18 protein-coding genes and 1 other RNA gene are annotated in these 20,398 nt (G+C 41.1%); 3 read left to right on the top strand and 16 right to left on the bottom strand.

All coding sequences use genetic code 11. The features are described from left to right. Positions 1–132 precede the first annotated feature (132 nt). Positions 133–1,224 carry a DNA polymerase IV gene (gene dinB, locus BSCG_RS17985; protein WP_008775544.1) on the bottom strand — a complete coding sequence of 364 codons (1,092 nt, stop codon included), beginning with the start codon at positions 1,222–1,224 and terminating at the stop codon, positions 133–135. Between the two features lie 215 nt (positions 1,225–1,439). On the opposite strand from dinB, the gene BSCG_RS17990 reads away from it, so the two are divergent. Further along, positions 1,440–2,858, top strand: a complete 1,419-nt coding sequence (locus BSCG_RS17990; protein ID WP_008775543.1) for a DUF4419 domain-containing protein — start codon at positions 1,440–1,442, stop codon at positions 2,856–2,858. 181 nt (positions 2,859–3,039) lie between these two features. On the opposite strand, the gene BSCG_RS17995 is transcribed toward BSCG_RS17990, so the two are convergent. The 6 genes from BSCG_RS17995 to BSCG_RS18020 form a co-directional block, all read right to left on the bottom strand. Then, entirely contained in the window at positions 3,040–5,394 is a 2,355-nt protein-coding gene (locus BSCG_RS17995; RefSeq protein WP_008775542.1) for a DUF4906 domain-containing protein, read from the bottom strand. A gap of 15 nt (positions 5,395–5,409) precedes the next feature. Further along, positions 5,410–6,420 carry a fimbrillin family protein gene (locus tag BSCG_RS18000; RefSeq protein ID WP_008775541.1) on the bottom strand — a complete coding sequence of 337 codons (1,011 nt, stop codon included), beginning with the start codon at positions 6,418–6,420 and terminating at the stop codon, positions 5,410–5,412. A gap of 10 nt (positions 6,421–6,430) precedes the next feature. Further along, entirely contained in the window at positions 6,431–7,402 is a 972-nt protein-coding gene (locus tag BSCG_RS18005; RefSeq protein ID WP_229102914.1) for a fimbrillin family protein, read from the bottom strand. Positions 7,403–7,571: 169 nt separating this feature from the next. Further along, positions 7,572–8,573: a fimbrillin family protein gene (locus BSCG_RS18010; protein WP_008775539.1), complete on the bottom strand. Its 1,002-nt coding sequence runs from the start codon at positions 8,571–8,573 to the stop codon at positions 7,572–7,574. 50 nt (positions 8,574–8,623) lie between these two features. Next, positions 8,624–9,631, bottom strand: coding sequence for a DUF5119 domain-containing protein (locus BSCG_RS18015; RefSeq protein WP_008775538.1), 1,008 nt, complete (start codon positions 9,629–9,631; stop codon positions 8,624–8,626). A 14-nt stretch (positions 9,632–9,645) separates the two neighbouring features. After that, on the bottom strand, positions 9,646–10,293 hold the full coding sequence (locus BSCG_RS18020) for a DUF3575 domain-containing protein (RefSeq protein ID WP_229092334.1): 648 nt from the start codon (positions 10,291–10,293) through the stop codon (positions 9,646–9,648). Positions 10,294–10,609: 316 nt separating this feature from the next. On the opposite strand from BSCG_RS18020, the gene BSCG_RS18025 reads away from it, so the two are divergent. Next, entirely contained in the window at positions 10,610–11,587 is a 978-nt protein-coding gene (locus BSCG_RS18025) for a helix-turn-helix domain-containing protein (RefSeq protein WP_008775535.1), read from the top strand. A 161-nt stretch (positions 11,588–11,748) separates the two neighbouring features. Here BSCG_RS18025 and ssrA read toward each other — a convergent pair. After that, positions 11,749–12,145, bottom strand: a transfer-messenger RNA (tmRNA) gene (ssrA, locus tag BSCG_RS28690). 183 nt (positions 12,146–12,328) lie between these two features. On the opposite strand from ssrA, the gene BSCG_RS18030 reads away from it, so the two are divergent. Further along, the gene (locus BSCG_RS18030) at positions 12,329–13,510 is read left to right on the top strand and encodes a lactonase family protein (RefSeq protein WP_032849432.1); all 1,182 of its coding nucleotides are present in this window, start codon (positions 12,329–12,331) and stop codon (positions 13,508–13,510) included. A gap of 1 nt (position 13,511) precedes the next feature. On the opposite strand, the gene BSCG_RS18035 is transcribed toward BSCG_RS18030, so the two are convergent. The 8 genes from BSCG_RS18035 to BSCG_RS18070 form a co-directional block, all read right to left on the bottom strand. Then, positions 13,512–14,150 (bottom strand): M23 family metallopeptidase, encoded by a 639-nt coding sequence (locus tag BSCG_RS18035; RefSeq protein WP_008775533.1) that lies wholly within the window; start codon positions 14,148–14,150, stop codon positions 13,512–13,514. Between the two features lie 28 nt (positions 14,151–14,178). Further along, entirely contained in the window at positions 14,179–14,844 is a 666-nt protein-coding gene (locus BSCG_RS18040; RefSeq protein ID WP_008651094.1) for a B3/4 domain-containing protein, read from the bottom strand. A 50-nt stretch (positions 14,845–14,894) separates the two neighbouring features. Then, positions 14,895–15,707, bottom strand: a complete 813-nt coding sequence (gene pgeF, locus BSCG_RS18045; RefSeq protein ID WP_004301904.1) for a peptidoglycan editing factor PgeF — start codon at positions 15,705–15,707, stop codon at positions 14,895–14,897. After that, positions 15,704–16,870, bottom strand: coding sequence for a GTPase ObgE (gene obgE / locus BSCG_RS18050; RefSeq protein ID WP_004304678.1), 1,167 nt, complete (start codon positions 16,868–16,870; stop codon positions 15,704–15,706). Before obgE ends, pgeF begins: the two co-directional genes overlap by 4 nt. Before the next feature lie 115 nt (positions 16,871–16,985). Then, positions 16,986–17,555, bottom strand: coding sequence for an adenylate kinase (locus BSCG_RS18055; protein ID WP_004301902.1), 570 nt, complete (start codon positions 17,553–17,555; stop codon positions 16,986–16,988). Positions 17,556–17,622: 67 nt separating this feature from the next. Then, on the bottom strand, positions 17,623–18,159 hold the full coding sequence (hpt, locus tag BSCG_RS18060; protein ID WP_008651092.1) for a hypoxanthine phosphoribosyltransferase: 537 nt from the start codon (positions 18,157–18,159) through the stop codon (positions 17,623–17,625). Positions 18,160–18,200: 41 nt separating this feature from the next. Next, complete coding sequence (locus BSCG_RS18065) at positions 18,201–19,745, bottom strand: peptide MFS transporter (protein ID WP_004304674.1); 1,545 nt, start codon at positions 19,743–19,745, stop codon at positions 18,201–18,203. A 204-nt stretch (positions 19,746–19,949) separates the two neighbouring features. Further along, positions 19,950–20,174 carry a winged helix-turn-helix domain-containing protein gene (locus BSCG_RS18070; RefSeq protein WP_004301899.1) on the bottom strand — a complete coding sequence of 75 codons (225 nt, stop codon included), beginning with the start codon at positions 20,172–20,174 and terminating at the stop codon, positions 19,950–19,952. Positions 20,175–20,398: the final 224 nt, after the last annotated feature.

The raw sequence follows: 20,398 nt of genomic DNA, 5'->3' as shown, positions 1-20,398 counted from the left end.
GAGGCTCTGTTTAGTGCAAATAGAGGCTCTGTTTTGACATTCTATTCTCTTCCTTTTTTCATTCGTTGATTCCCATTTTTTCATCCCCTACTCTTTCCTGTTCATCCCTCTATTTCTTCCTCCTCTTCGCCCTCAATCCCAATCGCTAAATTCAAAGCTCAACTGTTCCCAAACACCGTGTTGTTCATCGGCTTCCTCTCTTGGATTGGAGACAGAAAGGCCGATGAGCCGGATTGGATGTTGCTCGTATTCCACGCTTTTAAGTAGTTCCTTTGCCAATGGAAGTATTCGGTCTAAAGTCGTTAATTCCTGCGATTGAGTCAAACTTCGGGTTATCTGACTAAAATCATGAAACTTGATTTTCAAGGTAAGTGTATTCCCTTTGAAGTCTTTTCGCTGAAGACGCTCAATCAGCTCTACTGCAACGTGATATAATTCGATTATAACTGATGAATGGGCTGAAATATCACGTTCCAATGTACGTTCGCAGCCGATGGATTTACGGATACGAATTGCTTCGACAGGGCGTTCGTCAATTCCCCGTGAACATTCGTAATACAACGCGCCGGCTTTTCCGAAATGGGCTGTCAGCATTTCAAGAGAGCATTTCCGTAATTGCAGTCCGTTGTGGATGCCAAGTAGATGCATCTTTTTCGCAGTCACCGGCCCCACTCCCCAAAAAGATTCGATAGGAAGACGGGCGATAAAATCAAGGGCTTGTTCCGGATGAATGGTACATAAGCCATCCGGTTTGCGATAGTCTGAAGCTATTTTAGCCAGAAACTTATTATAAGAAATTCCGGCAGACGCAACAAGGTTGAGTTGTTCCCTAATCTTCTGCTTTATTTCCTTTGCTATATCCACAGCCAGGGAAATATCTTTCTTATTTTCAGTGACATCCAGAAAAGCTTCATCCAGAGACAGAGGTTCGATGATATCCGTATATTCGTGGAAAATCTCATGTATCTGACGGGAAACGGATTTATAAACATCCATCCTGCCAGGTACAAAAATGAGTTGGGGACAAAGTCGCTTCGCCTTTTGCGAAGCCATAGCGGAACGGACACCGTAACGCCGGGCTTCATAGCTGGCAGCAGCCACAACTCCCCTCTCTTCTGCATGACCTACCGCTAAAGGCTTGCCACGAAGTTCTGGATTATCACGCTGCTCTACAGAGGCATAGAAGGCATCCATGTCGATATGTATAATCTTTCTCTGCGTCATTGTTTGGGATTAGCAGAGCAAACTTACTACAAATTCCCGAATAATTCCTGTTTATCGGTTCAAGAAATAATGCGCTTATGATTTTTATAGAGATAAATCAAAAAACATTCAATATCCTGTCAAATCTAGTTCTTATAATATTATATTTGCATATCGTCTATTCAAAATATAGAAGTAGTTGATAAGTTTGTGCCACCATACAACTCTTTAAGATTATGAAAAACACATTATTTTGCTTATTCATATTTTGCAGTGTTTCCACATTCGCTCAAAATGGAATCACTTTTAAGGTCGAAAAGCTTTCAAAGCCCGAAGAATTACTTAATCTACACTCCCCGAATGAAATTTATGAGAGTCTTATTTTATCGGATATGAACATAGAGCCTTATGAGATAAAAGAGAAGAATATCAAGGTTCCTTATCATATCATTGCAAAGAGCGAATCTCCCGACAGTCCCGTTTCTTTTGGCCCTAATTCTTTTTTCAATGGTATGTATCAGGCTTATGCGGATCACAGGCCATTCGTATTGTCTCCGGACATGATTTGGCTATTAATCAGCCAGGGATTTGCACGGCATATCAATGCCAATCAGGAATCTATGAGAAATGAACTTGTTGATTTCTCCGGCAAACTATCCTTAATTGTAAGAGAAGACAAAAAGCTGGAAGACCCTACTCTTTCGTGGGAGAAAATCTTTCCGCAATTTACAGAACAAATATCCCAATACGCCGGTAAGCATCTGACCGAACTGCTCACCTGCAATTTTTCAACGACTACCTCTTTAGAGAAAGTTGCTTCCGAAATAACAATCATGGAAGCTGTAAAACCTTACTTTGAGTTTATCATCATACGCATTGTCTGTGGAATACCTGAAATAACTCTCGAAGGAACACCGGAGGACTGGGAAAAACTACTGCACAAAGCCAGAGGGTTGAAAGAATACAAACTCGATTGGTGGATTTCAGAACTGGAACCTCTTTTGGAAGAATTTGTCAAAGCATCTAAAGGAGAAGTCAATAAGGACTTTTGGCGCAACATGTTTAAATATCATTCACAGAAACGATACGGAGCCCCAAACATTATTGATGGATGGATCGTGAAGTTTTTCCCTTATGATAAGGAAGGAAAAAGAAATAATCTGCAACAGCTTGAAGGCAGAAATTGTCTTCCTGATGAGATAGTGAAGGTAGATGTAAAGTATCAGGAAGTATATACCGATGGCGTCAAAGAAACTCCATTAGAATTTTGGGCGGGTTTCATCGGATTAGAGCAAAACAGCAAGACTTTTGCTCTACGACCGCAAATTGGTTGGATGGTCAGGAAGAAAGATGTTAATAAGGATGGATTAAAAAGTAAATTAAGTACTGATGCTCAAAAGGATGGCTGGGGAAGCGGCATCAATATCAGAGTAAAAGAATTTCCGGCTGTACTGTTAGAACTCAAAGAAATAAAAAGGTTGGATATCCAATTTATCGACACAATTGATATACCTGATGAAATATCAAAGATTAAAATCGGATCGTTGAGTTTATATGGAAAGATAACCAAAGAGGGAATAGAACGTATCAAAAGATTATTGCCTGATACTGATATAAAAATAAACAGTTCGCGAGAAGTAATAAAACTCCATTGATAGCTCCATAATAGTAAAGAACACTCAATGTTGCAAAAGCAGCAATGAGTGTTCTTTTTATATATACTAATTATTTAGAAATGGTTGATATACCAAACGACTTCTTATATTTCGTCCAAAAGCCAACTAGCTGGTGATTCCCAATTATAGCTCCGATTATAGAAGTATATAGACGCAATAACTAGTTTGCCCTATACACACAGCGTATACGATTTATATTCGTTCTTAATTGTTTACCCGGATCATCGACAGGAGTGACCGGATTAATCTCCTCACGAGGATTTCCCCAAGTAACTGCCTCAAATATCGATGGTCTTCTGAAATTGAATTTTATCAAATAATCACTCATACCGCTTTTTACAGTATTGTATACAGAACTCTGATAATCTATCTTGGTAGCTCTGGCACTATATAAATTGTCGTTGAAAAAGTTACCATCTCCCGAGTTGAGTCCTCCAAGCCCTCTATAATGATAGGTATAGTAATCATAAGCAGGTTGAGACGACCAGTAATACTTATTCTGAAAATCTGTAAAAGTGCCATAAGCCCCCATAACGATATCTTCTATTTCGTCTATGGCGGGAAGATACCATTTTATTTCGGATACTATCCCTGCAGCATTACGCTTGTTCTTGTTATAACAATATTCAACGGCACTTCCTGCTGTTTCATTCAGCTTTAAAGGTCCGATACCTGCCGTAGCAACAATGTCACTTGTAAATGCATGTCCGGCACGCTCGTTTATTGTAACTCCATTGGTTCCCACTGTCGCTTCATCACGAGGTGTATAAAAGTCATAAAGATAAAATTGTGGATCAAGTTCTCTCAATAAACTTTTTATATTATTGGTAATAGAGTTAGATAAGATACCATCATACTTGAAAGCATCTCTCCGGTGAGAAAGTTGCATGCCATCGAGGCCCCAAAACATTCCGTCCGTCTTATTATTGAAAGGATCGTTGGGGTCGAAGTTATGGAGATACTCTTCATGAAATTCGATGTAATAAGTATGTCCATTGTAAGCCACCTCAAACAGACCTTTCTGCAAGAAAGTATAGGTAAGCACTGTCTGGTCACCCGTTGCTGTCTCAATGTAGGTGAATATGATTTTACCTATTCTATCCGACGTAGAAGTATTCTCATCAAAATAGGCCCATACCCGAAAATCGGAAGTGAAAGGCCCATAACTTTTAGGCAAGGTTGAAATCAGGTTTGTAGTGAAATAATCCCGTTTGACAACCTTACCATCAGCTATTGTTTCCCTATCCAAGCCTATCCAGCTCTGTGCCGCAGGATCTATTGCAACATTCACCGTATAACCGGGAGTTATATAAATATCCAGCGGACGAACTTCATAATGGCAATCAAGCTGTGTATCCCGCTTGACCGAAACGACTACCGGGCCGGAATTTACTGTGACGCGGGCATCAAACGAAACAGTCGATTCATCATAGCCACTGTTACTGGTCACTCCTTTGATTGTTATATTATTGTTATACTGATTATCACGCAGGATATAGAAATCATCCACAGCGTTGGCGCCGAGATACAGCTTGTAAGTGGTCTCGTGCGTGACAAGCTGATGATCGACATATATTCCGTTGATAATCATATAGGCAGCATCCGTATCTTCGTTCACAAACTTTGGTTTGAAACGCTGTTTGGACATTTCGTCGATACCTTCCAGATAATTCACGGTGTTCAACTTATTGCGCTTGTGCTCCAACATATAAAAGGTATAGGACAGGGATTGGGAGACTCCCACCGGATTGGAACCGGAGTATAATCCCGAAGGGCTGGAAGGTATCTTATCACCATGCGAAGGTGCGGTTTCATCGGTAGCATCGGGCGCACCGAGAGTTGCATAGCGCGGAGCGTTCACGACCTCCCAGCTAATCATCCGAAAGCTCTGGTCGTTTCCGGACAAATGTTCCTCCGGACGTATTTGCAAATTCACAACGACTTTAGCATAGATGCTCACCATGAATATATCCTGAATATTATTACTTGTGGAAGGACGCTCCAAACTCAAGTCGACCTTTTCCTGTGTTTGTCCAATCATAACCAATCCCTTAAATGAAGGATCGGCATCCGGATGAATCGTTGTCGCTTCGACTTCGAAATTATAGAGTTCCGTAAGACTCCGTATACCGGCAAGATCTCCATTATTCAAATTACCCACCAAAAAAATATCACACTGTAGAAGCGCCTGTTGATCGTGATTGACAAAAGACGGACTATGTGTATCTATCAAGAAATCAGGCACACCACTGGCTATAAATTGCGGAACATCTACCAACTGCCCGTTGGCATCAAAGATGAGCATATATAAGGTAGAGAGTTTAGTCTCGAACTCATTCTTTCCCGAACGAGTCGAAACTTCCACTTCAGAGAATCCTTTGGGATACCCGTTTATACGTATATACCGGCTTTCGGCCTGTCTCTTCTGTTCCACAATATCGCTACTGCATCCAAACAGTACACCAACCGATAAAACGAGTATCAACAAGCGTGTATAGCTAATTATTCTTATCATTAAATCAAACCTTCCTTAATCAAATTCTATTTCACTATTATTATCATTCCACTCATTATTTCGAATGATTCTGAGATGAATGGCATCTCCTACGAAATAGAGCGTGAATGTATACCTATATCCTGCGCGATACTCCGTGTCGGGGTCGTTGAATTCAACCACTTTCGTAGTCGTTTGTCCGCCCTGAGTGACATCGAAAGAAATAGTCCCCTGCAAACCTCGCTGCGGAATCAGCATTAAGAACCGATCGGCATCCGTGATATTTATCGCCCCCGTTGCCGATGTATTGGATACATTCACGCTGCTTGCCATCAGGTAAGACGCATTGGTGATGGTTCCGCCAGTATCCGGTTCGCTTTTATCCATCTTTATCCTATATGTGCTGTATAAAGGGGATGTAAACCGACATATCACATTATCCAACCGGATGGCCTCATCACGATAATTATTCACTGCGATATTGATGCAGAAAAGTATATGCGAAAATTGCATCCTGACCTGACCGGTATTCAATGCCGTACAGTCGAATGTTGACGCAACCATGACATCCTGATGTTGCGTCGGGTCATTGGCCGACAGACGATACTCGATGTAAGGTGTCGATTCGTGATTTGCATCGGAAACAGTTACACCGAGGGTATTATACGGATAATAACCGAAAAATGTGTAGTATTTGTTATCCAGCCATGACTGGATAGGGGCATACGTACAGACTCCCGAATCACTACAGTCAATCCTCACATTATTCCAATCAGTGTCTGGCTTTGCATTATATCCTGCTGCAGCCCATAGGTTATCCAGTATATAAGCCTTCACACCAAAGCTCTCGCCACGCAATTGAGTGACAGGCAGAGCACGCGTAGCCGTCCCCAAACAGAAAGTGATGGAACGTTCGGGAATAATCTCTATTTCTTCATCCGGATTATCAGGGATTATATTACTGCCGTTACACGCCGCCAACAATATGGCAATCATGAAGTTACCGGATAATAACCATATATATTTTAAAATAATAGATTCTTTCATACTCCATAGTTTAATTTACAATGATGGTGCCACCTCCTGATGGACTGTCAATCCACGGTTCAACGATAGGTTCACCTATTTCAATATAATTTTCGGGTTTAAGTGTCAATACATAGGTTATTTGTTGACCGGGTTGCCAGTCTGCTCCCGGCAGAGTTATATTATCCTTATCATACGAATAGGTCAGGTCATTGTGCCGACGTGTATAACTCAAATATACTGTGATGCCGGAAATCTGTTGAGGTACCATCAAAGCACCATCCTCCCAGGCAATAATTCCTTCGTATGAAACTTCCTGTGGGTTTGTAAATCCTGTACTGTATCCAAAGGTATTTGTCGGGGCGGATGATGTGTCCCAAATGATCCGGTTGCCGTTATGGGTACAATTACCGGATGATTTCAGGTTATACATACGCAATACGTTTAAGTGAAGCGCATCAGTCAGGGAAGATTCTTTCTTTATTCTAAAATTAATTCTTGTCAGCGCCGGGTCGAATGTAAATACCACTGGGGACATATCCAAGCCACCTGCTCTTACCTCCCGGTCAACCGGATGCGAAAGCAAGAGAGATTCCTGATTGTCAACATTCTGACTTACCATGAAACCTGTTATCATCGGAAATCCTTCCGGATTGAATGAGAAATTCCGGGAGGAATTATAAGGAGCATAAGCTCCGAACTTGTGATCGGCTTGTGTATTCCAATATTTCAATGGGGAATAAACCCAGAGGGTACTCTCGTTATTATACTCTATCTTCTGATTATTGAAAACAACCGAAGTATTGCCGGCATCTGTTGCAGTTCCGTAAAGAGCAAAGGTACTCGATATAGTATTTAGGGATGCACGTGTCCGGGCACCGTCAAAAGAAATGGAAGCTTTTCCGGCAGGAGTGTCGGGAAGCTCCATAAAGCGGTCATCACTTCCACTATTGCAGGCGGTCAATAATGATATTAAACCTATAATGAAAGCTGTTTTTTTCATTATACTATCCATTCTTCTTTTCTATTGTTCAAATAATACATCTTAATCAGTATATAACGGAGTATCTGTCATTCTGGGCGTGGCCGAAGATTCTCATTTCCGTGTATTCATGCCAGAGAAGGAACCGCCCGGAAAGCACAGAATGACAGGGATTAATATTCTCTCATCATTAATTGATAGAAGGAACTTCTACATCCGGGATTGTTGTTGTCCAATCTTCTACTGTAGGATCACCGAATTCTATCGCATTGGCACTGATAATGAAATTATACGTTATTTTCTGGTTCTGTCCCCACGCAGCCGGATTGTATGTTCTGTCCGAAGCGTCATAACTAAGGTCGAGCGTCCTTGTAAACGGCTGTTCAGCTCCTGATTCACCAAGATTGTAAGTGACATCCACTTTCACACTGTTCGTATTCTGCGGAATGAACAGCATATCGTTAAACGTTACTGTTGTAGCAACATCAAGTACATTGTCATTTGCCAGGTTCTCCAGATTTGAATCGCTTGCTCCTACTAAATCAGTATCGGATATAGCCCATTCAGGTACCTGCGACTGAACAAAAGTACCTTTTTTACTCATCCCGTAAATCTTCACTGTCTTCAATGTAACCTTGGTTTCAGCAATGCCAACATCTTTCTTAAAGGAAAGATTGATATTCGACAGTAAATGATTAAAGTTAAAAGTAACCTGATTGACAGGAGCATTGGCCAATCGTGTCACTTTGTCTGCAAGCATCAAGTCTACGTGATTGGCAACTAAAGGTTCTACGGTGAAATCTGTAACGGTGATGTTTTTATTATCATCGATAGTCACTCCACTGGCTTTATAAGGATAATAAGCATAGAACTCATAGGACGAACGCGTATCCCAGTATTTCAAAGGCGAATATTCCCATGCACTTGTAGTTCCATTATACTTCACTTCCTGATTCAGGAATACATCAGTATCCACGGTTTCAAAAGTAGAATACCCCCAGACTCCGAATGCTTTCCCATCAGTCTTGAGCGTGCTACCCGTTTCAGCTGCACGTGTGTTCTTGTTGGCAAAAACAGAAAAGTCCAGCACTTTCTGCTCTGGCATTGCCACATCTTCGATATTGGTGCATGCGGTAAACGTCAATGCAACAACTGCTGTTAAAACAGCAAACAAATTGGTTTTTCTCATCATTCTTTCTTTTTTAAATGGATTCAATAATTAAATTAATTACTTATTTATATTTATGAGATGGGAATATCCACATCTACATTTTCTTCCCAATCGTTCACATCCCCGTCGAATCCGGAGCCGCCGGGTCTTTCTCCTTCTTCAGGAGTGACTACAATGCCATTGACAACAATGACTCCTCCCTGGGGTTGTCTGCTAACTTGATCAGTGACATCAAACTCCACCATTTTAACTTTACCACTCATCAGTTTCAATTCCAGCACAAGTTTATGCGTGGCGGCCGTCTCCGATCGCCCGAAAGAACGAGCAATGGTTTCGACGCCGTAATCACAGGTATAGCAATTGAGCAACAGGGTAACTGCTTTGTCGTTGTCGGTATGTCCATCTTTCAAAGAAACTTTCCCTGCCATCCCCGATAAGTAGGCACGGGCTTCGGAAACATACTCCCGGCCTGAAATGAATTCATATCTGATTAGGTAAGTCCATGTTCTAGGAGCCAGTTCAACCTTCATCCTCGCATAGGTTGTCTCTCCATCTTCATTTTTCACCAATTCCTGTTCGGACAGAAATGCGGCAAACAGCATATCCGGAACATTAGCGGTCAATTCATCGGGATACTTGTTCGAATAGGATGCCGAACGCGTTCGGGTACGTGTAGTTGCAACCGCTTCGTTTACCGCATGCATATTTTCAAAGATGATCCCTTCCGTATCATTATTGTACAATAGCATATCATAACGTCCGCTATTGATTGCCACACGACCGCCATGATGCTCGAAATTGTGACTTGAAATGGGAGTCTTATCGCCGTAGTCGAAAACATGGAGCCTGACACCTTCCGGTACCCGAGGCAGCATCCTATCCCAATCTACCGTCCACTCGGCAGGCCATTTCTCATTCCAGTTTTCATCACATGGCAAGTGCCAATCCAAGGAATAAGTGATCTCCAGATGCAAGTCTACCTCCTTGAAATGCTCGTAATATAAATCCTTTCTACAACTTATAAAAACAGTCAAAACAAGTATATAAAACCAATATTCATATCGTCTAGTCTTATTCATTATAAAAGATTAGTTCACCTTTTCTGATACAGAATATTCCATATCAGAGTGATACCCGCTTTTGTCACTCCCCAATAATGCGTCTTATGCCTCGATTGGTATACGTAGCGGTTATCTACAGGCAAATATTTATCATAATTCGTGAATATATATCCTCCACCAATAGTGAATTCCAATGACATCTTCCCATTCAAGTTAAGACTGTATCCGTAGGTGAGACTCGTTCCTATGAACTCACCATAATATCCCGTTTTCTTATTTTCAAGATCATAGATACCACCATGGATATTGGCTCCCAGAAAATGTTTCCTTCCGGCAGCCTTGCTGTTCAGCCAATATCGGCCTTCCACGAGGTATTGCCTGATCTGATAATACTGGTGTTTGGATTTCCTTTTCCACCAAGGCATAGTAAAGGTACCCGATATAGACCAATGACTGTCCGGGAAATAATACTCGGCAGTTACATTTGGTGCAAGTGCCGCCCAATATAGTAGATTAGTACCAATAGTAAGATATGCAGGCATATTGTTTATTGTTTTCGTTTCTTGTCCGACATTTTCCGAATAAGCTACCCTAACAGCAAGAACAAAAAGCATCATTACACATAGAAACTTCTTTACTTTAAAAATCTCTAATTTATATCGCCATTTGGCTATATTCATAATTCTCCCTCTAATATTTGATTTCTGGAGCTTCATATAATTAGTCTAAAATGTCCGTATTACAAAGAAAACAGTTACATTCGAACTGTATGATAGTATTTGAGACGTTTAATCTACTTTGTTTACGGAAACATAAAACATACACTAATAAATGACACAATAACTGGGATTATAATAAACAAGCGAAAAGAACCTATTTCACTTTTTGAAAAAACGGGAAATTATTGTTCAAATTATCGAACTAAACATTATTGCTGTCGTTTTATATTTAGATGCTTAATTTTCATATTTACAATATTTAATAATACATTGACTCATGACTATGAATTTAAATAAAATTGTTTTGACAAAGATTCTGGATATCATGCCGGAAAATTTAAAACCGGTCACTTTGCTTATGGATGTCTTAGACATTGGCAAAGAATCCGCTTACAGGAGACTGAGAGGTGAAAAGCCATTCTCTATGGAAGAGATTTATAAACTATCTCTGGTGTTAAACTTTTCACTGGATGAGATTATCAGTAATGATAAAAGTGATGCCGCTGCATTCAATCATATAGGTACAATCAGACAAAACCCAAGCAAAAATCTTCTGGAGTTTTTTCGCTACTATGAAAGCTACCTGCAACGCTTGATTGACTCGGAGAATTCCGAAATCACCTGCACACTAAATCATTTTCTGCACACCATGTTTATAAACTATGAACATTTATTCAAATTTATCTATTACCGATGGATGCATCAAATGACAGATGTACCACTGAACTATCTATATTCGGAGGTAGTCATTCCCAAAGAGATTAAAGAAAGCTGTGAAAGAATGAGCTTCTTGAATACTAAAATAAGAAAGCTGTCTCTCATAGTTGATAATAACCTGTTTCTTAATCTGATAAAGGAAATGCAATATTTCTATGTGAGAGGACTGTTGAACGAGATAGAATTGGATACGCTCAAGGTAGAGCTGCACAAATATTTGGATGATATAGAAACAACTATAAATAAAGGCATTAATACCACCGGAACTCAAATTGAAATTTATCTATCAGTGTTATACATCAATAGTACCACTACTTATGCGACATGGGATGACAGTAGTGAATCTGCTTTCTGGCATCACTATGGTTACCCGATATATACAAGGAATAAGGAAATCACAGCCAGACACAAATTGTGGATAGATTCTCTGAAGAAGTATTGCACCGTCATATCGCAGTCCAATGAACTCCTTCAGGCTGAATTCCTGAATAAGCAGCGAGAGTATATAGACAACATAGCAGTAAATATCCTGCTCTGACAGTTCCTTTCAGAGCGCAATGTCATGCAATAAATATTCTTGTTGACCTAAGAAAACATTCCATTGCTTATCATATAAAGCATTTTTCTTTCATTCAATCATTTACAAACAAAGAATCCTATAATTCAATTGATTACAGGATTCTTCTTTTCATTATAATGTTGTGGAGCTGGAGGGAATCGAACCCTCGTCCAAACGAGGAAATCATAAGCTTTCTACATGCTTATCTTTGCCTAAATTTTCGTGCAGGAACAGAACCAAAGCCATCAATTCCTGCCTTATCCTCTAAAGTTTCATCAAAAGTGCGAGGCCGCCTTTGACTATCCCCGATGTAACTGCACCACTGAACCGGAATGCTTCGGAGCAACAGCTTCCGAGTGATGTCTCGTCCTGGCACCTAGTGCCTGGATTAAGCTAATCTACTGTGATTCGATTAAGCAGCAAGAGCGTAATTAGTTTCGCCAGATAAAATTTTGATAACTGATATTTAAGTGGAAATTACCGACCCACTGCATGCTTACCTACCATTTCTGCCCGCTGTCAAATCCAGTCAACCCCAAATTTTTATTCGTACAGAATAGCGATTGTTTAGAACGCTTTCCAAGGGTGCAAAGATAGGAAATGTTTTCTAATTTACGAGAAGACGTTAGCAAATATTATATCAAAGCACTATCTTTACGGAGCTATTTTATATTTAAGGTGAAAAAGCATCATGAAAAATCAACCAATAATAAGCTACTTATGATTAAGACATATCTATCTAAAACATCTATATTCAAAGCATTTGCCGCTGTTTGCATATTCGGAATCAGTATCAGTGGCTGTACTTCTAAAAAAAAGACTCCTATGGAAACAACCGATACAACGAAAAACGAACTAACCATGTTGGTGGGTACTTACACATCAGGAACCAGTAAAGGGATATATAGCTACCGCTTCAACGAAGAAGACGGGACTGCTACTCCGTTAAGTGAAACGGAAATTGAAAATCCTTCTTATCTTGTTCCGTCTGCCGACGGAAAATTCGTCTATGCAGTCAGTGAATTCAATAATGAACAAGCTGCTGCCAATGCATTTGCTTTCAATAAAGAAAAAGGTACTTTGGAATTATTAAATTCACAGCAAACGGGAGGTGAAGATCCTTGCTATATCATTGCCAGTGAAAATAATGTGATAACTGCCAACTACAGTGGTGGCAGCATTTCTGTATTCCCTATCGCAAAAGATGGTTCACTCCTACCCACTTCCGATATTATACAATTCAAAGGCGCGGGAGTAGACAAGGAAAGACAAGAGAAACCGCATCTGCATTGTGTCCGTATCACTCCAGATGGTAAATACTTGTTTGCCGATGACTTGGGTACAGACCAAATACATAAGTTTATCATTAACCCCACTGCAAATACAGAGAATAAAGAAGCATTTCTGAAAGAAGGATCGCCTGCTGCCTTTAAAGTGAAAGCCGGTTCGGGTCCCCGTCATCTGACTTTCTCGCCAAACGGCCATTATGCTTATCTGATTAATGAGTTATCGGGCACAGTAATCGCCTTTGAATACAAAGACGGAGATTTAAAAGAGATGCAAACAATCGCTGCCGACACGGTAAACGCACAAGGAAGTGCTGACATTCATATCAGCCCGGATGGAAAATTCCTGTATGCCAGCAATCGTTTGAAAGCAGACGGTATTGCTATATTCAATATCCACCCGGATAACGGAATGTTGTCAAAAGCAGGCTACCAACTGACAGGAATTCATCCACGCAATTTCATCATTACACCTAATGGCAAATACTTATTGGTTGCTTGCAGAGACAGCAATGTGATACAAGTCTATGAAAGAGATGCAGATACAGGACTATTAACAGATGTACAGCAGGATATTAAAGTAGACAAGCCGGTCTGCATACGGTTTGTGCAATAAGTTATTTCTTACTCTGGACAATCCGGTTATCAGGAGTATGCGTCTTCACAACGATTTTACTCCCGTTCTTGGTACACTTGATACATTCTTTCCGCAATGTTCTCTCTTTTAAGTCAAAAATGAGATTCGGATTAAAATGTTGCCCGTTAATACGGGTTTCGAAGTGTACATGTTCGGTAGTGGCACGACCGGTACGTCCTGTCAGTCCGATGGCTTGTCCGGCTTTTACAACATCACCAGTTTTAACCAGATTCTTGAAATTGTGGCTATAAAGTGTTTCCAATCCGTTAGCGTGGCGAATTACAACGATATTTCCGTAGGCATAATAGGGTTTCGACATACGCACCACTCCATCAAAAGCAGCACGAATCGTATCTTTTGCACAGGTCTTAATGTCTGTTCCCGAATGTCCTCCGCGAGTTCCATAGGCAGAGATTACTTTTCCTCCGGGTAATGGGAATGCATATTCGTGGTCTTTCAGAGAATCCAAATGCAGATAGATATGATTGCTTTTAGCAAATAACCCGGGAGTAGCTACCCGTACATCAGCCATTTCGCGGGCAGAGAAGGAAGGTTTATCCTGCCCGTCGGCAGTCAGTGGCAATAATAAAACTGTCAGTAAGATAAGTATGTTTTTCATGTCTTTTTTCTTAGAGCACTCATTCTAATTATTCGAAGAATATGATTTCGCCTCCATCCGATTCTGTATAGTTTCTTAATAAGGTTTGTATCATTTCAACAGCTTCTTGCAAACCATCTTTCCCATTATAACCGTTGACTATCGCCAGGATATGAGTAGTTCCGAGATCCATCTTCGTACGTTCGTGATCGCTTGTCGGTGTTCCGATTCCTCCGAATGAATCGCGATATACGGGTAATCCTTCAATATTCAACACACCGCGACCGATACCTTCAAACGGTTCTCCAGCTTTGCCGATACCGAGTTCAAGGCGTGTACCTTGTATTTTATCCGCATCGAAACCACCAATAGAATGTCCCGTACGAAGAGACACGAGGTTAATCAGGTCTACCAGTGTATCAATCTGATATAAAGGGATTCCGCGCATCAGGCGGCGACGCAAAGCTTCGGCTGACGGACGATAACGTCCGGGGTCTTTGCCACAACGTTTATAAGCCTCACGGGTAGCAAAGATAACAGGTTGATGTTTGATGTCTTCCATCTGTGTAGTGGAAGTCAGTTGTTCGGTGAAAGCATTGATTTCACGCCAAAGACCTTCGCTGTAAGCAGTATTCTTCACTGCAGCATACACGGCGGCTCCGGCGAAAACCGGGCATGCGTCTTTTATTTCTTTAGATACTTTTATTTCAAACATAACTTATCATAAACCAATCATCAGCGTCCTGCAATTACGGACACCAATTATTACTTTCTAATCATTATTCCCGACAAGATACGACCGGAATCTATTCCCAGTCTACGTGCGGAGAAGAATTCATCATGATGAATATAGGTACAGATGCCAGCTACTTCTATCTGTTCTGCAGGCACTCCGGCATTCAGTAATTCAATCCGGTTGGCTTCCCACAAATCAATATGATATTTGCCCGTCTCCTTCTTCTTCATAGAAATAAGAGACATATCGAAACCGCTTTCTTTAAAAGCATCATACACCTCATCACCTACTTCAAATGATTCGAGCGAAATGCTCGGCCCGATGCAAGCTACCACATCTTCGCCTTGCGTCCCGAATTTCTGATTCAAGTGATCCATCACATGACTGACAATATGCTTCACAGTTCCTTTCCATCCGGCATGAACGGCAGCCACAACGTGTTGTTTTTTGTCGTACAGCAATACAGGAACACAATCCGCCGTCGTGACGCAAACGCAATACCCCGGCACATTAGTTATCAAGGCATCCATTCCTCGCAAAAGTAGCCGTCTCATTTCTAATGACTCTTTAAAAAATGATTCATTGATAATCAGACTGGCACAACCATGGCTCTGTTCAGGAATAAACAACTCCTTTATCTGATGATTCATGCACTGAAACAACCAGCTCTGATTGCGATTGACGTTCATGCATGAGTCGTTGGTATAAGGCGAACAGTTGAAAGAGCCGTAAGCTCCGGTGCTTATACCTTCGTGACGCGTTGTTACGAAATGAGCTACCTCGGGATATACATCCAGTGACTTATATCCCTTCAACTCATTATTTTTTGTAAGTGAAATCATTTTTCTTCCCAATCTTCTTCCTCGTATTCATAGTCGATATCATCGTCATCATCATCAACATTGTCATCATATTCATAAACGATGTCTTCATCTTCGCCCATGTCTTTGAGCTCCTGTTGCAGACGGGTTACGTCCTTCGGACGGTGAACGATGTCCTCTATCTTATTGCTTTCCTTATTCAGTTCTTCCCAAAGAATGTCTTTCAACACCGAGATACCCAAACCGGAAACAGAAGATATGAATACGTGGGGAATGCCTTCCGGCAATGTAGGTTCTATTTCGTCCATCAATTCCTGATCGAGCATATCGCTCTTGGTGACAGCCAACACACGTTGCTTGTCCAACATTTCAGGATTGAAAGTACGCAGTTCGTTCAGCAAGACTTCGTATTCCTTACGAATGTCGTCACTGTCTGCCGGAACCATAAACAGCAGTAATGAATTGCGCTCGATATGACGCAGGAAACGCAGTCCCAAGCCTTTACCCTGACTGGCTCCCTCGATAATACCCGGTATGTCCGCCATCACGAAAGACTTTCCACCGTGATAGGAAACGATACCCAAATTGGGTTCGAGCGTGGTAAACGGATAATCAGCAATTTTCGGTTTGGCAGCCGAAATAGAAGAAAGCAAAGTTGACTTACCCGCATTCGGGAAACCTACCAGACCAACATCGGCAAGCAGTTTCAGCTCCATGATAACGGTCATTTCCTGCATCGGTTCTCCCGGCTGTGCAAAACGCGGAGCCTGACGGGTTGCCGTCTTGAAATGCCAGTTACCCTGACCACCGCGACCGCCTTTGAGCAAGATCACTTCCTGTCCGTCTTCTGTTACGTCACAAAGATATTCCCCTGTCTCGGCATTATAAACGACCGTTCCGCAGGGCACTTCTATTACTTTATCCGCACCGTCTTTTCCGAAACTACGTCCTTTACTCCCCGATTCACCATGACCGGCCATTGCGTGACGGTCATACTTCAAGTGCAACAATGTCCAGTAATTACGGTTACCGCGCAAGATGATATGACCTCCTCTTCCACCATCGCCCCCATCGGGACCTCCGTTAGGACAATATTTCTCGCGCCTCATGTGCGTAGAGCCTCTTCCGCCCTTACCCGAGCGACAGTATATCTTTACGTAATCAACAAAATTCGATTCAGCCATATTCTTTTTAAGTAGTTAAAGTAGTCAGTAGTTAGAGTAGTTAAGTAAAATACTCCGGCTACTGACTGACTTATTCATTTATAATAGTGTATTGATAATTAGTAAGATTACTAAATTACAATTTATCTACTGCTTCGCAGATTTCAGCAAAGATACCTTCCATAGTACCCAAGCCGTTGATGTGTTGGTATTTCTTTTCGTTCTTGTACCAGTCGATCAGTGGGGCAGTCTGTGAATGATATACGTGCAGACGTTTTTTGATTGTCTCTTCGTTATCATCAGCACGACCGGAATCCTTACCACGTTTAATCAGACGTACCATCAGTTCTTCTTCCGGAACATCCAGGTCAACCATTACAGAAACATCCTGTCCTCTTTCTGCCAACATTTTCTTTAATGCTTCAGCTTGTGCAATCGTTCTTGGGAAACCGTCGAAAATTACACCTTTGCTATCTTTGAAGCTGTCGAATACGCTTGCCAGAATATCAATCATTAATTCATCAGGAATCAATTGACCTTGGTCGATGTAACCTTTAGCAGTTTTACCCAATTCTGTGCCATTCTTGATTTCAGCACGCAATACATCTCCTGTTGAGATGTGATTGATTCCATACTTTTCTACAATACGTTCGCTCTGTGTTCCTTTTCCTGAACCCGGAGCACCGAAAATTACGATGTTCAACATTTTGTTATTTACAATTTAACGATTTACTATTTACCATTTAAACTGGTACCTATTTAATATTAACTGTTTAATCTACTACTGTATAAATATCGGGATAGTTGCGTCCGAAACCATCATAATCCAGTCCGTAACCTACGATAAAGTCGTTCGGGATTTCCATTGCTACGTATTCGATGTTCAGATTGACCTTGAGTTTTTCAGGCTTCACTAGCAGAGAAGCAATATGGATTGCTTCAGGGTTGCGTGTACCCAATGTATCCAACAGGCGTTGCATGGTTAGCCCGGTATCCACAATATCTTCTACAATAACTACTGTACGTCCGGCAATGTCTTCATTCAGTCCGATCACTTCCTTAATCACTCCGGTGGAAGTCACTCCCTGATAAGAAGCCAGTTTCACAAACGAAATCTCGCAAGGGATGGTGATGTGCTTCAACAAGTCGGCAGTAAACATAAATGAACCGTTCAACACACTAAGGAAGAGCGGATTCTTACCTGCCAAGTCGTGGTTGATTTCGTTCGCTACGCGAATCACTTCTTTCTGAATATCCTGTTCCTTAATAGAAACAGTGAACTGTTTGTCTTTTATCTGAATGGTATCCATAACCGGTAATTTTAAAAATAACCTTGCAAAAATACGATTTTTTATTCTACCCCGTGCATCATCTTCTGTAATTTCTTCGAGAGAAGGAACAGAATCAATGAAGCAACACCGGACATGACAACGAATACCATAAAGAAATCGTACATGGTAGCAATCTGATAACCAAAGATTGATTTCACTTTTCCGGCTTCCGGATAAAGTCCACTCAACATGCCTGCAAATTTATTGGCTGTGGCAGTAGACAGATACCAGATTCCCATCATCAAAGAGGCGAAACGTAGCGGACTCAACTTATTTACCATTGAAAGTCCGATAGGTGACAAGGCTATTTCACCCATTGTATGAATAAAATAAAGTCCTGTCAGCCAAATCATACTTACCTTCACTCCGGGGATAGCATCTTTCACTCCGAAACAGATGAAAAGATAACCTAAAGAAAGAAGTAACAAGCCAATCGCTTGTTTGGTAGGAGAAGCAGGTTCCATCTTTCGTTTGTTGAGGAAGCTCCACACACCCGGCATTATATATGCCAGGACAACAACAAACAGAGGATTGAAGGATTGAAACCACGAAGCCGGCATTTCCCAACCTAAAATATCACGATTGGTCTGTTCGGAGGCAAAGAGAGTTAAAGAGGCTCCTGCCTGTTCGTAAGCCGCCCAGAAGAAAATGACAAAGAAAGCTACTATATAGATAACGAAAATACGACTACGTTCGATCTTGGTTAATGAACCATCCAATAGGATGAGAACAGGGAAAACAATGCAGGCGGTAAAAATACCGATGCTCACCCAGTCACCCTCAAAAGCGTAATTAAAGAAGGCTATTAAAGCAACTGTAAGAATAGTGATTACAAGGGTATTACGCAACTTGGTACGCTTATCCATCTTCGGGTGTGAGATATGCTCGGCTTTATCCTCTTTCTTTTCACGTTTGGCATCGGGGATAATACCGATTGGCTCTCCGGAAGGAGAGAAAAGATATTTATTCTTTTGAGTTTCAAAAAGTACAACAGTGAACAGTGTCATGATTCCGGCTGCAAGAAATCCCCATTTAAAATCGTGCGGGTCACCGGTATCACCCAGATAACCACAAATCAAAGGGGCGGCAAAAGAACCTACATTCACTCCCATATAGAAGATGGTATATGCAGCATCCAGCCGTCTGTCTCCCGGTTCGTAGAGTTGACCTACGAGAGAAGAAACGGTAGGTTTGAAACAACCATTTCCCAAGATCAGGAATCCGAGTCCGCCATACATCATCCAGTGAGCAAGTTCCGTATTATCTAAAGTAGAGGCACTCATAAACATCAGGAATTGTCCGACTGCCATCATCATTGCTCCCCAAAACACAGAGCGACGGATTCCCCAATATTTATCGGCAATGTATCCGCCAATCAAAGGAGTTAAATAGACTAACCCGGTATAACTACCGTAAATGGATGCTGCCGCTTCTTTGTCAAACAATAATGCCTGCGTCAGGAAAAGAATAAAGATCGCACGCATACCGTAGTAACTGAAACGTTCTGCCGTGCTTGTCGCGAAAATCAGATAAAGGCCTTTCGGATGCCCTTTCAATGCACTCATGAATTTATGTGTTTAGTAGTTTATGGGGTGCAAAAGTACGAAAAATAGATTAAATGCTTCAAAAAAAGAAAGTTCTTATCAAACGGGAATATAGGGGGAATAATAAAAATGGGCATAAAAAATCCTACTGATCCACTTCATTATTTTTTTAGCTGTGTAAATAACAAAGTGGAGATCCATCTTAAATATAGGTTAGCTACCACCTTAGCCAAAAGTAAATTCGACATTTTCGATACTGGCAAAAAGCATTCCTTCTCTTTTCCTCAAAAAGATTTTGTCTTCTCGGGCCAGCCAACCAATAGCAAGAGCTACGTCTTCAAACGTCAAACTTAATTCACGGCACAAATCGAACATTGAAAGTTCACCTTTTTCATTTAAGATGCGCCATACTTTCCCGGCATTCAAGCCAATTTTTGTCTTTTCCATCATGCAAACTTTAGAAGATTAAACAATCCGTTATTTAGATTCTAATTCATTGTGAGCACAGGAAATTAATGTGATGCACATTATCTATCTCCAAAGATAACATTTTTATCGGAAACGGCAAATAATCAAAGGCTTAATCAGGGGAACCGCATTAAAAATTTGTTTAAGAAGGTATGGAGATAAACTAAACACAATTTCCATCCGCCCCTCTACAGAAAAAGATTTTT

Source organism: Bacteroides sp. 2_2_4, from assembly GCF_000157055.1.
Classification (GTDB): Bacteria; Bacteroidota; Bacteroidia; order Bacteroidales; family Bacteroidaceae; genus Bacteroides; species Bacteroides ovatus.
Note: the sequence above shows the minus strand (reverse complement) of the source record. Positions and strands in the feature narration are given on the sequence as shown.